The sequence below is a fragment of the Halomonas eurihalina genome (assembly GCF_008274785.1).
In the GTDB taxonomy this organism is placed as follows: Bacteria; Pseudomonadota; Gammaproteobacteria; order Pseudomonadales; family Halomonadaceae; genus Halomonas; species Halomonas eurihalina.
The window spans coordinates 51,581-65,489 of record NZ_VTPU01000017.1 but is presented as its reverse complement, the minus strand read 5'-3'; the positions used below and the strand labels follow the sequence as shown (position 1 = coordinate 65,489).

The following is a 13,909-nucleotide window of genomic DNA, read 5'->3' as shown; positions in this document are numbered from 1 at the left end:
CATGGAGATCTGCATTATAGGTGGCTTTCCGAGGGCAGGAACTAGGCAGTTTACTGATATATTGAATAATCATGATAACGCTTCGATAAAAGGGGAGTTTTATCCTAAAGTAATAAGTTCGCTTCTGAACGTTTTTCAGATTGCGGATAAAATTAATGCGGGTCGCTGGACAGGTGATAACTATAGAAAGTGGAGGATGATGTCTGCATTAAACGCTTATGCTGCCTTCTCCAAGGGGTCTAATAGCCCTTTTGATTTCCAAGGATTGAAAGTTGCCGGTTTTAAATGCCCACGAGCAGAGAATAATTTCTTGGAGATTAAGGAGGTGATTGGCTTTGAGAGGGTTGTTTTTTTTTACTGTGTTAGGAATGTGAAGGAGAGTTTTCTTTCTGAAAACTCATCTTTTGGGGTTAGTGTCGAGGATTATGTTTCAAAAACGACAGAATCAATGCGTTCCGGGTTGGCAGTAAGTGAAAATGAAAATGTTGACTTTCAGGTTCTTAGTCTTGATGAATTTTTATGTGCCCATGACAAAACCTCTTGGGTGATTGATAATATGCTCTCTAAGTTTAGGGAGTTAAGTTTTGATGAGCATGATGTCCGGAATATTCTAGGTAAAGTCGAGAATACGAATGCAACTGAGCGCCATGGAAAGAAGAGGCGCACACGAATGACCCGGGAAGAATGTGAGTTTTTCAATGAGTCCAGTGAGTTCTTACGACTTGCAAAGTTGTTTGAAGATAAGTATAAGATTAAAGTTTTGTAATAGAGGTTTAGGGTGTTGGTAGGCTTTTTTGGTCTTTAATGTCGGTTGTGAGGTTTTTATTGGCTTATTGGTGTCGATGAAAGTGAATTGTCATGTGCTTGATAGTGCTTTGTGTTCGTCGATAAAGCTTTGGGTGTTGAGTAAGTCTCGGATCTGATTGGTGATCATGGTTTTATAGGAAAGAGGTCGAGATTGTAGCGGCCTGTGGTGAACTTCTCTTTGTTTGTGTGCTGGTTTTTTTAATCGAGATGAGGGGGGGTATATGACAAAGTTTTTTAGGCTGAAAGGTCTTTGTGTCTTTTTTGATTATATAGATCGATGAAAAGGTTGGTTTTGTAAAATCAAGGCTGCTCCTAGAGGTTTTTAGAATGAAAGTCCAATGTGGTATATTGGTTTTAATTCGAATGTGTGGGCTATAGAGAAACGTCGAATCTATGTTTATTAATATGTTGAATGCATTGCGGTGGTCAGCTTCTCTGGGCGCGAAATTCTTTCGTGTGGTTGCCACTCAAACTGTTGCCGTCGTCTTTTTTACTCTAGTTTCTCAAGTGTCATCGTTACTGGCATCGCTTCTTCCGTTAAAAGTTGTTATTCTTCTCGGTTCGGATGGTGTGCCACGTTACTTTCCCACTTTTTTGGCTGAGCTGAACCGTGATCTTCTAATTGCGGGGTTGAGTTTGGCGACTCTGTGCTTTTTCTTGGTTCATTTGGTTTCAGAACGCATAGTTACTTGGGTTACTGTTCTAGGTACTAGCCGGTTATTAGTGAAAAGCCATAAAATGATTCTTTTTGAAAACCAAGATCAAGTGGCTGCCGGTGGCTATCAGCGCTACTCGCGTGCTTTGGCAGGCGGAGTTTTCATTGGTTTGGCAATGTGTGGGCTTGGATGGTTTTATCCAGAAGTGGCCATGGTGATCATAGGTTACATCGTTGTTGTCCTCCTGTTGCTTTCGGTTCTTCATCGTTATAATGCAACTGTGAGGGAGAAGCTGGAGACGAAACTACGGGATCTTCTCAATGTAGTAGGAGGGATCGGTTTTTTTGTTGCTTTCGCGTTTCTGGTATTGGATTTTATTGTTTTTGATCCGCCTGGTGTAATAGTTGCTATTGTGACACTAATTCTTAGTCGTCAGATTATGACTCGCGCGACAGGCCTTGTGGCAGATCTGGCAGCACTGAATCAACAAAGAGTTAAATTGGATGCTCTTTTCTTTCATGGAAAAGTATTGCTGTCGAGTCCCGTTCAGCATGAGCGTACAATTTGGCCACTACTCCAACCAAGCGCCAGACAGCAATGGGTTCGGGCGGTTTTGGAAGAATTCTCAGATGACGACGTGACTGATATTGATTGTGAGTGGCTCCAGACGGGACAGACTAATCTGGCCGCGCTTAGGGCCATTACTGGATCAAGGTGTTTTTTGGTAAAATTTTTTGAAAAAAACCGTAGTTCACATGCTCTGCATGAAGCTACTCTTATGGGGGAGCGCGTGTCGTGCCTTCCTGCTCCTCGCTTTGTGGGGGCTACGCAGGTGCAAAAATTCCACTGCCTCCTTTATGAGCTGCCCGCAGGACACTCAGCGCAACCGGCTGAGGTGAAGCTACAGGTACAATCCGTACGTAGCGAGCTGCTGGCCATAGAGCCACCTTCACAACTCTGTCATCGCTATCAGCGTTCACGCCCTATGCTCTGGCAGCGATTGAATGTCGATCTGCTTGAGCGTATGTACATGGCCACAACCTCAGATGAGCAACGGGCAATGCTGGACTCGCTAATGGAGAACTTGGCTCGTTTAGGGAACAAGCTTCAGGTGCTCCCTCTAGTGCTTCATCAGCCAGACCTGTCTCAAGACTCACTCTGGGTTACTGACGATGCCACGGCACTTGCTTTGAACTGGGGCCGCTGGTCGCTCGAGCCGCTCGGCGCTGGTTGGCCGGAGGGAGTGGGAGGGTTGCAACAATTGGCATCTGCCATCATAAAGGCGAGCGAGAGTCGGCCGGCGCTTCGGGAGGTCGCCATCGAGGACGCCGAGCTATCCGCCTTGGCCTTTGCCTTGGAGCGGGAGTGCAACCGTCAGCGCTATGTGCAGGCCCTGGAATTACTACCTAGGCTTATGGGGCTCATGAATGAGCACAATGTGCATTTTATGGAACAAGGTCAATAAATGACGCAAGCGGCCAAGCGTGGGGTACCACACAATGTGGTCAAGGTAAGCATGATGGTCTGCAACCCTTTTCTGAATGATGCACGAGTCCAGAAGGAGGCCGAGACACTGGTAATGGCCGGCTATCAAGTCACGGTCCATGCGATCGCCTTGCCGGATGTTGCCCCCCAGTTTGAAATACTGGACTCTGGTGTCAGAGTGCAGCGCCATGGAGCCAGTGACTCCAAGGTGACCCATCGGTCTGGTGGTGGTAAGGCTGAGCGATCAAGGTGGGAAGTGTTTGCCCTAGTTGCCCTGCGTTGTAGAACAATGCTCAGCATGGCTTGGTCCATATTTCGTGAGCAGCCGGATGTCGTGCATGCCCACGATGTGAATATGCTGCCAAGCGCCTGGCTTGCAGCCCGTATTGCCCGGATTCCCTTGATTTATGATGCCCATGAAATCAGTACCGACCGAGAGGGTTATCGATCTTTCCGAGGCGCGGTGGGCTGGATAGAAAAGAAACTTGCTCCAAGGGCTGCTGGAGCTATCACCACCACCGATGCTCGTGCCAAGTTCTTTGCCCGTGCGTATGGCATTCCACGCCCACTTGTCTTGCAAAATCGCCCACGGCTGATGAAGTCTTTTGGCTCCAACCGAATTCGCGAAGAATTAGGGCTGGCTCAGTCGTGGCCGATCGTGTTGTATCAAGGAGGTTTGCAGCCGGGCCGAGGGCTTTCGCGGTTAGTGGAGGCCGCCTCTAGTGTGCCCAGCACCTATTTCGTGTTCATTGGTGGAGGAAGCCAGGAGCGCGAGTTGCATGAGCTCACCGAGCGGTTGGGTTTGGCCGAGAGGATTCATTTCATTCCTACTGTGGCTTTGAGCGAGCTGCCATCCTATACGGCCTCGGCCGATATTGGTGTCCAGCCCATCGAGAATACCTGCCTGAACCACTTCACGACCGATTCGAACAAACTGTTCGAGTACGTGATCGCAGGCTTGCCGGTCGTCGCTTCTGATATGCCCGAGATTCACAAGGTTGTCAGGCAACATGAGTTGGGCCTACTCGTTGAACCGGGGAATACGAAAGCCTTAGCTGAAGCCATCCAGGTGCTGGTTAGCAACCCGGAAAAGAGAGAGTTAATTGCCGGAAATGCGCGTGAAGCGACCAAAATCTTGAATTGGGAAAATCAGGAGCATCTTTTGGTTGAGTTATATGAAAAGGTACTCAATCAGTCAGGAAAATAAGGCTTAGTATGAGGTGGGTGCCGCTTGAAGGTTATTTTGTTGACATTTTACTTTTCGCCGGACTTGAGTGCCGGGTCATTCCGGTCTCAGGCCCTGGTTTCGGCTTTACTTGACAAACTTCCTGATCATTCGAGTTTGGATGTCATTACAACATTGCCCAACCGTTATGCATCGTTCTCGGCATCTGCCGCCGAATATGAGGAAAGTGATAGACTGACTATCCATCGTATACCACTACCATCTCATAAAAGTGGAGTTCTGGATCAGTCTTGGGCTTTTTTACGTTATGCCAAGAGAGTGCTACAAAAGACTGGTGGGCATGAGTACGATCTCGTGATAGCGACATCATCCCGTCTGATGACTGCGGTACTTGGGGCATGTGTCGCCAAGCGTTGTCGAGCAAAGCTCTATCTTGATATTCGAGATGTTTTTATCGAGAACCTTCCTTTCCTTCTACCTTATGGAATGCAGCGTTTTGGTATTTGCTTCTTTGGAGTGCTGGAACGTTGGGCTGTGAAACAGGCTGCTATCGTTAATCTTGTGTCACCTGGGTTCGAAGGTTATTTTTTACCTCGTTATCCTTCCAAGAGCTTTACTTGGCACACGAACGGGGTGGATCCAGTTTTTGCGGACTGGGCTGCTTACGCTTTTGCAAGTAGATCCTCTGAAGTATCACCTAATGGTGTTTCTTCATCACTTGGAGAGGCGCGGCGACTAAAAATCCTCTATGCAGGGAATATTGGGATGGGGCAGGGGCTTGATCGTATTTTGCCGGGGTTGGCGAAGCGCCTGGAAGTTCGAGCTGATTTTATAGTGATAGGGGACGGCGGCCAGCGTAAGCTGCTTGAAAGAAGACTGCAAGAAGATGACGTGAGGAATGTCGAGATTCGGTCACCATTAGAAAGGGAAAAATTGCTGGAAGAGTACCATAAAGCCGATGTGCTGTTCTTGCATTTGAATAATATGCATTGTTTTGAGCGAGTTATTCCTTCCAAGCTCTTTGAGTATGCTGCAACGGGAAAGCCTATATTGGCTGGCGTTCGTGCATTTACTGCTCGGTTTTGTCGTGAAAATATCAATAATATAGCTGTTTTTGAGTCTTGTGATGTAGATTCTGCCTTGGAAGAGTTTGGTCGACTGGCATTGGAGAATTGCTCTCGCAATGATTTTGTTGAGTTTTATCGTCGGGATGTGATAATGGAAAGTATGGCCGATGATGTGATGGGCCTCTTGTAAGGGGCGGTTTTTTTGTTAGGTGGTTTTCTGGTTTTTTGTTATTTAAAAAATAAGGTTTGGGTTGTTGATGCAAAGGAATAGAAGTAGAAGAACTGTCACGGAACGTTTTCCTGCACAGGTTTTTGTCCCGTTGGTAGACGCGGGGGCAGTGATGGTTTCCGGGGTTTTGGCATATTTTATTCGCTTTGGGTCAGCTGATGTGCATGACCGTTTTCTGGTCGGCATGTTAATTATTGCTGCCTTTGTCGTAATGGCGAATTTCATCGATAATTCCTATGCGAGGTGGCGAACTACACGTCTTTCCAGAATTTTGTTTCGTCTGCTGTTCATCTGGATAATTGTGACTCTTTTGGCAACGTCGATTATCTACTTGGCAGAAGCTTCTGTCCGTTATTCTCGGTTATGGCTGGGTATGACGCTGCTTTTCTCGTTTTTTCTGTCAGCCGGTTTTCGTGTTCTCGTGATGTTGTTATTGAAACGTGCACGAGCGTTGGGGAAAAATCTGCGCGGGGTTTTTCTTGTCGGTCCACAGGATAATTTGCTCAACGTTGCACGTGGGATGCGCCGAACGCCGGGCGAGGGTTTTGCCATTTCTGGTGTGCAGCGCCTGATGGACACGCCGGATGAAACGTGTCTGGAAGATTTGGCACGACGCGTGGAAGAATCTGGGGCACGGGAAGTTTGGCTATGTTTGCCCTTGGAAATGGGCGGGACTGTGCGACAAATTATGTTTGCTCTGCGTCATCAAACCGCTGAGGTGCGCTTTCTTCCTGAGTTTCAGGATATGAAGTTGCTTAATCACCGAATTAGCGAGGTCGCTGGCCGTTTTTCTATCGACCTAAGTGTGACTCCCATGACGGAAACGGCGCGTTTTTTTAAGAGAGTCGAGGATGTTGTGCTTGGGAGTTTTTTCTTGTTGCTGTCGTTGCCTATATGTGCTGTTATTGCCATTGTTCTCAAGTGGCAACACCCCGGTCCTATCTTGTTTAAGCAGTATCGTGCCGGTGTCAACGGAGAAAGTTTTGAGGTCTATAAGTTTCGCTCGATGGAGGTCCATGATGAGCCTGGTGGCCATGTGACCCAGGCACGACGAGGCGATCCACGGGTGACAAAGTTTGGTGCTTTTTTAAGGCGTACTTCTTTGGATGAGTTGCCTCAGTTTTATAATGTTCTTCAAGGCAGAATGTCAATCGTTGGGCCAAGGCCACATGCACTTGTGCATAATGAATACTACAAGGAAGTGATAGAGTCGTATATGAAGCGGCACAAGGTTAAGCCGGGCATTACTGGCTGGGCTCAGGTGAACGGGTTTCGTGGTGTGACGGATACAGTTGAGAAAATGGAGAAACGAGTCGAGCACGACTTATGGTACATTGATAACTGGTCGCTTCGGCTCGATCTGCGGATTATCTGGATGACTATTATTCATGGCTTTGTTCATAAAAATGCTTATTAGTGTAGGGCGGCACGCAGGGCGTAGCCCAATGAATCTCGCTAAGCTCGAGAAAAGCGCTGGCTGATCCGGTATGACAGTCGCTTGTTTCAAGACGGGGATGCCATCGGTATCCCCGTTTTTTGTTGGTAGAAAGGAAATGGCTCGGCTCCCGGGGGCCGCGAAGGATGCCGTTTATGGTTGTGTCAGCCAGGCAACTGGGCGCTTCGGCGTCAAACCGTTACAATACGGCGACACGTCACTTCCTCAAATCGATGCCGGGTGATCGCCATGCACTGCCCCTTTTGCGGCGCCAATGACACACGAGTGACCGACTCACGTCTGGTAGCGGATGGTGATCAAGTCCGTCGCCGTCGTCAGTGCGCGGGTTGTGGTGAGCGTTTCACTACTTATGAAACCGCCGAGCTGGTCATGCCGCGGGTGATCAAGTCGGATGGTTCCCGGGAGCTCTTCGACGAGCGCAAGCTGCGTGCCGGCATGCTTCGTGCCCTGGAGAAACGGCCGGTCAGTGCCGAGTCCATCGAGGCCGCCGTCGAGCGTATTCGCCAGACCCTCAGGGCGAGAGGCGAGCGCGAGGTGCATGCCCGGGATGTCGGCGAGGAGGTGATGCATGCTCTGAAGCGTCTCGACCAGGTAGCTTATATCCGTTTCGCTTCCGTATATCGCAGCTTTCAGGACATCGATGAGTTTCGTGCTGAAATCGATCGCCTGGCCCAGGAGCCCAGTTTTCGTCCGGACGAATCGGGAGAATCATGATGTCGCCTACACCGCCCGAAAGCTGGATGGCACGTGCGCTCCGGCTGGCTCGTCATGGGCTTTATACCACCGCGCCCAACCCTCGTGTCGGTTGTGTCCTGGTCAAGGAAGGGCGTGTTGTCGGCGAAGGCTGGCATGAGCGTACCGGCGAGCCTCATGCCGAGATCCATGCCTTGCGTAACGCTGGGGAAGCGGCGCGTGGTGCCACGGCCTATGTAACCCTTGAGCCATGCTCCCACCAGGGGCGAACCGGTCCTTGCGCGGTGGCGTTGGTCGAGGCGGGGGTGGCCAGGGTGGTCATGGCCATGCGCGACCCCAACCCTCAGGTGGCCGGGCGCGGCATCGAGCGTCTGCGCCAGGCGGGCATCGAGGTCGAGGAGGGCGTGCTCGAAGCCGAAGCACTGGCGCTCAATCCTGGTTTCATCTCACGCATGGCCAGGGGGCGTCCCTTCGTGCGCATGAAGATGGCAATGAGTCTCGATGGCCGCACGGCGATGCGCTCCGGTGAGTCACAGTGGATCACCGGCCCTTGTGCCCGGCGTGAGGTGCAGCGCCTGCGGGCGCGCTCGAGCGTAGTGATGACCGGTGTCGAGTCGGTCATCTTCGACAACTCGCGACTCACCGTGCGGGCCGAGCAACTCGAACTGGAAAATGCCGAGGCGATCGCCAGCCGCCAGCCGCTGCGCGTGGTGGTGGATTCCCGCCTGCGCCTGCCGCTGGCGGCGGCTTGCCTGCGCGAACCGGGGCGTACCCTGGTGGCGACGGTGGAGGGGCATGATGATGAGCATCGCGAGAAGCTGGAGCAGGCCGGCGCCGAGATTGCGGTGTTGCCGGCGGAAGAGGGCGGGCGTGTCGATCTGAAAGCATTGTTGTTCTATCTGGCCAGTCACGAGGCGGCCAATGAAGTGCTTCTGGAGACGGGTGCCACCCTGGCCGGCGCGATGCTGGATGCTGGCCTGGTTGATGAGATGCAATTGTTCGTGGCGCCGACCCTGCTCGGCGGCGAGGCCCGTCCACTTTTCGAACTGCCGGGCCTGACGCGCATGGACGAGCAGCGGCCACTGGATATTCTCGATATTCGTGCCATTGGCGACGACTGGCGGATCACCGCCGTTCCTCGTCGACGCGACCCGGCTGCGGCGTCGTCCTGAGACCACACTCCCCGCATCCACGAGCCGATTTACTGGCGCCGGCTTTCTTGCCACGGTACCCTGACGCGGTTTCGAGTCGGGCGATGCCCCCGATGGCGGCACGCGCGTCTGCCTGATGCGACAGCCGCCACGCTCAATTATGGAGACTCCATGGTGCACTCATCTTCCGGGGGGCTGTCCCCCATTCCCGAGCTGATCGAGGATATCCGCCAAGGGCGGATGGTGATCCTGATGGATGATGAGGATCGCGAGAATGAAGGCGATATCATCATGGCCGCGGAGAAAGTCGAGGCCGAGCACATCAATTTCATGGCGCGTCATGCTCGCGGACTGATTTGCCTGCCGATGACGCGTGAGCGTTGCGAACGCCTGCAGTTGCCCCTGATGGTCAGCGACAACGGTTCCGGTTTCGGCACCAAGTTCACGCTTTCCATCGAGGCGACCGAGGGTGTGACCACCGGCATTTCGGCTGCCGATCGAGCGCGGACGGTGCAGGCCGCGGTCGCGCGCGACGCCAAGTCCGAAGATATCGTCCAGCCTGGCCACATCTTCCCGCTGATGGCCGAGCCGGGCGGCGTGCTGCGGCGTGCCGGCCACACCGAAGCGGCCTGCGACCTGTCCGCCCTGGCCGGGTTGGAGCCCAGTGGGGTCATCTGCGAGGTGATGAACGAAGACGGCAGCATGGCCAGACGGCCGGAGCTGGAGCGTTTCGCCCGCGAGCATGGCCTGAAGATCGGCACCATTGCCGAGTTGATTCATTATCGCATCCACAACGAGCAAACCGTCGAGCCCGTGGAGTCGATGCCCGTGCAGACGCCGCACGGAGAGCTGACCCTGCACGTTTTCCGGGATCGCATTCAGGGCGCGCATCACCTGGCCCTGGTCAAGGGACAGCCGAGCCCCGAAGCGATCACCACGGTACGCGTGCACCTGGCCAACGTCATGCGGGATCTGTTGTCGTTGCAGAAGGGCGAGCACGACAGTTGGACCGCCCACGAGGCGGTGGCCGAGATCGCAAAAGCCGATCACGGCGTCTTCGTGCTGCTTGACGATGGTCGCCCACGGCAAGACTTGCATGAGTTGCTCGACCTTTTTCTCGAACGTCGCCGGGCGCCGCGCACCACCGACTCCGATGGCGCAGGCAATTACCTGACCATCGGCACCGGCTCTCAGATCCTGCGCGACCTGGGTGTCGGGCGTATGCGCCTGCTGAGTTCACCCTGGCGTTTCTCGGCCCTGTCCGGGTTCGATCTGGAAGTGGTCGAGCGGGTAGAGCCCGGCGAGATGTCGACGCACAACGACGAGGGCGACATCTGAACGCCCTGCGTCGGATACACGCAAGCGTGCCCCTCAGGGGGCGCGCATGATCGGATTCTTCAGGAAAGAGCCATGCAACCGATTTCTCAAGTCGAAGGAAGCTTCGTCGATGTCGACGGCCGCTATGTGATCGTGGTCGGTCGTTTCAATCATCATGTGGTCGATAGCCTGGTGGAAGGCGCGGTGGATAGCCTGGTACGTCATGGCGTGGATGAAGAGCACATCGATATCGTTCACACGCCCGGTGCCTGGGAGCTGCCGCTGGCGATCCAGCGGGCACTGCGGGTCGCGCGTCCCGATGCGGTCATCGCCCTGGGCGCGGTGATTCGCGGTGGCACGCCGCACTTCGAGTATGTGGCCGGCGAGTGCAACTCCGCCCTGAGCCGACTGCAGCTCGAGTTCGAGACGCCGGTAGCCAATGGCGTGCTGACCGTCAACTCCATCGAGCAGGCTATCGAGCGTGCCGGCACCAAGGCGGGCAACAAGGGTACCGAAGCCGCCATGGCCGCGATGGAGATGGTCTCGTTGATGCGCTGCTTCGATACGTCATCCGACGGAGGTGAGCAATGAGCGGACGCGAGCGCGAACCATCCAAGGCTCAGCAGTCCCGCCGTGCCGCTCGTGAGCTGGCTGTTCAGGGCCTGTATCAATGGCAGATGACCGGCAAGTCGATCGCCGCCGTGGAGGCGGAGTTTCGTGGCCAGGTCGCCGATGAGGACCTGGAGGATCACGAGAACTGGCACAAGGTCATGGAAATCGCCGATCTGGCACTATTTCATGAACTTCTGACCGGGGTCGCGCACCACCACGAGAAGATCGACGGACAGCTCGAGCCCGTGCTCGACCGTCGTCTCGGGGAGCTGGATGACATTGAACTGGCCATTCTGCGTCTCGGTACCTATGAGTTGGCATATCGTCTCGAGGTACCGTACCGCGCGGTCATCAACGAAGGTGTCGAGCTGGCCAAGTCCTTCGGCGCTACCGAGGGGCACAGGTATGTCAATGGCATTCTCGACAAGCTGGCTGCTCGGCTGCGTGCCGCCGAGGTCGAAGCGCGTCGTCGCTGAAGGCTGTTGTCCGGATGCATAGCGAATTCGATCTGATTACCCGCTTTCTCGCGCCCACCTCGACCGCTACCGCCGAAGGCGTTGAGCTGGGAATCGGCGACGACTGCGCTCTGCTCGAGCCCACGCCAGGCGAGCGGTTGGCGGTCAGCGTCGATACCTCGGTGGCCGAGGTGCATTTCCCTGCCTCGGCGCCTGCCGAGGTCATCGGCCACCGGGCGCTGGCAGTCAGCCTAAGCGATCTGGCGGCGATGGGCGCGCGTGCACGCTGGTGCGTCATGTCCCTGACGCTGCCGGAGGCCGATGGCGACTGGGTGTCAGCCTTCGCCAAGGGGTTCCATGCCCTCTGCGATACCACCGATGTGGTGCTGGCGGGGGGCGATATGAGTCGTGGCGAGCTGGCTATTGGCGTGACTGTGATGGGCGAGGTTCCACCGGCCGCGGCACTTACCCGCGCCGGGGCCCGGCCAGGCGATTGCCTGGCGGTCACCGGTCACTTGGGCGGCGGGGCCGGCGGCCTCGCTCGCTGGCAGGCTGGCGACCGCGATCTCGCCGTTCCCTTGTTGCGTCGTTATCTGCTGCCCCAGCCGAGGCTGGCGGCGGGAATGGCGCTACGTGACTTGGCCAGTTCGGCCATCGACATCTCCGATGGCCTGTTGGCGGATCTCGGCCATCTGCGTCATGCGTCCGGTGTCGGCGCGGAGCTGTCGCCCGAGGCGCTGCCCCTGGCCGATGGGCTTGTCGAGGCACTGGGCGAGCAGGGGGCGCGTCAGGCGGCGTTACGGGGTGGTGACGATTACGAGCTGTTGGTCAGCCTGCCGCCGGAGTACCTCGATGAGGCGCGGCGGCGCCTGGCAGCACTGGGCTTGCCACTGACGGTGATTGGACGCATCACCGCCGAGCCCGGCCTGGAGGGTGTTGAGATGTCGACGTCACCAGGCTGGCAGCACTTTCCGGGAGAGACGCCATGAATCGAGCCCCGCAGAGCGTCTGGCGTCGTCCGGCCCATTTTCTCGCCTTCGGCTTCGGCAGCGGTGCCGTGCCCTTTGCCCCGGGGACCTTCGGGACCCTGGCGGCGATTCCCTGTTACTGGCTGATGTCCGAGCTGCCGCTGGGCTGGTACCTGGTCGTGGTGGCGGTGACCTTCGTGTGGGGCATCTGGCTATGCGACAAGACCTCCCGGGACCTGGGAGTTCACGATCATTCCGGCATCGTCTGGGATGAATTCGTTGGCTACTGGCTGACCATGACGGCGGTACCTTTCTCCTGGGAGGCCGCCCTGTGGGGATTCGTTGTCTTTCGGGTCTTCGATGTCTTCAAGCCCTGGCCGATTCGCTGGGCCGACCGGCGCGTCGCCGGTGGCTTCGGCATCATGATCGATGATGTGCTGGCCAGCATCTATGGCTGGAGTACCATGCACCTGTGGTTCTGGTTGCATTGAGTGGCAGGGTGCCGGAGCCTTGCGATAGGACTCGGACGGTGTCGTCGTGACAGGACGTCGCGAGAGAGGACAAGGAGCGGGGAATGCGCAAGGAACGGTTGATCGTGCCGGTGGTCGTGGCCATGGCCGTGGCCTGGGCCGTGGCGCAGACGATCGCCAGCCTGATGTTCGAGCGCGAGCTGGCACGCGCCATTCAGGACTTGCAGGCACGAGGCGAACTATCGATCTGGCGCAGCGAGGCCGACCAGGGCTGGCTCACGTCCACGGGTGTCATTCACCTGGCGCCGCTGTTCGGTAATGGCTGGCACCTGGATATTTCCTACCAGGCCCGCCATGGTCTGCTGAACACGCGCATGGATGGCTATCTCCAGCAGCACCGGGAGCGTACCGGCCAGGCGCGCGTCGAGGTCGCCAGGCAGCCACCGACCTGGGAAGCCCGCTATCATTCCTTGTCCGGCACTTTCGATGGTGCCCTGGAGCTCTCTCCCCTGGTCCTGCGTCAAGAAGACCGCGCGCTTTCCCTGCATGGCGCGCGGGTCGCGCTACAGGGCGAGTTCGGTGACTGGAGTCTGCGCGCCCACCTGGATTCGGTCCGCCTCGACGATGGCGACACGACCCTCGAGGCTGGGCCGGTGACGCTCGAGAGCCGTTATACCTACATCGACGGCGCCTATCATTTCACGCAGCGAGATTTGCTCAAGGTCAACGGGGTTCACTGGCGTTCGCCGAGTCTCGGGCTGGATGCCGATGAGCTGGTGCTGCACAGCAAGACAGATCTCGACGAACAGGAACTGCGCATGCGCAGCGAGTTGATCCTGGGCGAAGTGATGTCCGCCAACCAGGTGTTGCTGACCGGCAAGGTGGTGGGAGAGCTGTCGCGGATCAATGCCGATGCCACGCGTTCGCTGTTGACGCATCTCAAGGCGGAAGCGGCCCGGGGGGGTACCGGCGTGACCGGGCGCGACCTGTTGTTCCAAGTGGCGCCCGAGATTCGTGCCCTGATGGGGGACTCGCCCCGCCTGGACCTGCTCGAGGTCGACCTGGACAGCCCGATGCTCGGATTGTCGCTGTCAGGTGATGGCGCACTGATCTTTGATGCCCGCGACCTGGAAGAACTCGACCCGCAATCGCTGGTGACTCGAGAGGAGCGAAACGCCTGGCTCGAACGCCTCAATGGCGACTTCCTATGGCGCGACCTGCCGGCGGTGGTGGCACTGTGGCTGGGGCTGCCGCTGGACACCGAGGATATGCAGATCGACGTGGTGAAAGGCAAGGTGCGCATCAATGGTCGTCCCCTGCCACCACTTTCCCACCGCTTGCCATGACTTGAAGTTCG

13 protein-coding genes are annotated in these 13,909 nt (G+C 55.9%); all 13 read left to right on the top strand.

Annotation, left to right across the window (positions count from 1 at the left end):
* The first annotated feature begins 1 nt into the window (after position 1).
* Positions 2-766 carry a hypothetical protein gene (locus FZZ93_RS15215; protein WP_149323158.1) on the top strand — a complete coding sequence of 255 codons (765 nt, stop codon included), beginning with the start codon at positions 2-4 and terminating at the stop codon, positions 764-766.
* Between the two features lie 446 nt (positions 767-1,212).
* Entirely contained in the window at positions 1,213-2,928 is a 1,716-nt protein-coding gene (locus tag FZZ93_RS15210; protein ID WP_149323157.1) for a hypothetical protein, read from the top strand.
* Positions 2,929-4,155 (top strand): glycosyltransferase family 4 protein, encoded by a 1,227-nt coding sequence (locus FZZ93_RS15205; RefSeq protein WP_223111794.1) that lies wholly within the window; start codon positions 2,929-2,931, stop codon positions 4,153-4,155. It begins immediately after the preceding gene.
* A gap of 24 nt (positions 4,156-4,179) precedes the next feature.
* Entirely contained in the window at positions 4,180-5,391 is a 1,212-nt protein-coding gene (locus FZZ93_RS15200; RefSeq protein ID WP_149323156.1) for a glycosyltransferase family 4 protein, read from the top strand.
* A 67-nt stretch (positions 5,392-5,458) separates the two neighbouring features.
* The gene (locus tag FZZ93_RS15195; protein WP_149323155.1) at positions 5,459-6,847 is read left to right on the top strand and encodes an undecaprenyl-phosphate glucose phosphotransferase; all 1,389 of its coding nucleotides are present in this window, start codon (positions 5,459-5,461) and stop codon (positions 6,845-6,847) included.
* A 267-nt stretch (positions 6,848-7,114) separates the two neighbouring features.
* Entirely contained in the window at positions 7,115-7,600 is a 486-nt protein-coding gene (nrdR, locus tag FZZ93_RS15190) for a transcriptional regulator NrdR (RefSeq protein ID WP_013333348.1), read from the top strand.
* Entirely contained in the window at positions 7,597-8,751 is a 1,155-nt protein-coding gene (gene ribD / locus FZZ93_RS15185; RefSeq protein WP_149323154.1) for a bifunctional diaminohydroxyphosphoribosylaminopyrimidine deaminase/5-amino-6-(5-phosphoribosylamino)uracil reductase RibD, read from the top strand. The genes nrdR and ribD overlap by 4 nt, the downstream gene beginning before the upstream one ends.
* A gap of 150 nt (positions 8,752-8,901) precedes the next feature.
* Positions 8,902-10,068: a bifunctional 3,4-dihydroxy-2-butanone-4-phosphate synthase/GTP cyclohydrolase II gene (ribBA, locus tag FZZ93_RS15180; protein ID WP_149323153.1), complete on the top strand. Its 1,167-nt coding sequence runs from the start codon at positions 8,902-8,904 to the stop codon at positions 10,066-10,068.
* Between the two features lie 72 nt (positions 10,069-10,140).
* Complete coding sequence (gene ribH / locus FZZ93_RS15175; protein WP_149323152.1) at positions 10,141-10,638, top strand: 6,7-dimethyl-8-ribityllumazine synthase; 498 nt, start codon at positions 10,141-10,143, stop codon at positions 10,636-10,638.
* Entirely contained in the window at positions 10,635-11,135 is a 501-nt protein-coding gene (gene nusB, locus FZZ93_RS15170; protein WP_149323151.1) for a transcription antitermination factor NusB, read from the top strand. Before ribH ends, nusB begins: the two co-directional genes overlap by 4 nt.
* Positions 11,136-11,149: 14 nt before the next feature.
* On the top strand, positions 11,150-12,103 hold the full coding sequence (gene thiL / locus FZZ93_RS15165) for a thiamine-phosphate kinase (RefSeq protein ID WP_149323150.1): 954 nt from the start codon (positions 11,150-11,152) through the stop codon (positions 12,101-12,103).
* Positions 12,100-12,573: a phosphatidylglycerophosphatase A family protein gene (locus tag FZZ93_RS15160; protein ID WP_149323149.1), complete on the top strand. Its 474-nt coding sequence runs from the start codon at positions 12,100-12,102 to the stop codon at positions 12,571-12,573. The genes thiL and FZZ93_RS15160 overlap by 4 nt, the downstream gene beginning before the upstream one ends.
* An 83-nt stretch (positions 12,574-12,656) precedes the next feature.
* Positions 12,657-13,898 (top strand): DUF945 family protein, encoded by a 1,242-nt coding sequence (locus FZZ93_RS15155; protein WP_149323148.1) that lies wholly within the window; start codon positions 12,657-12,659, stop codon positions 13,896-13,898.
* Positions 13,899-13,909: the final 11 nt, after the last annotated feature.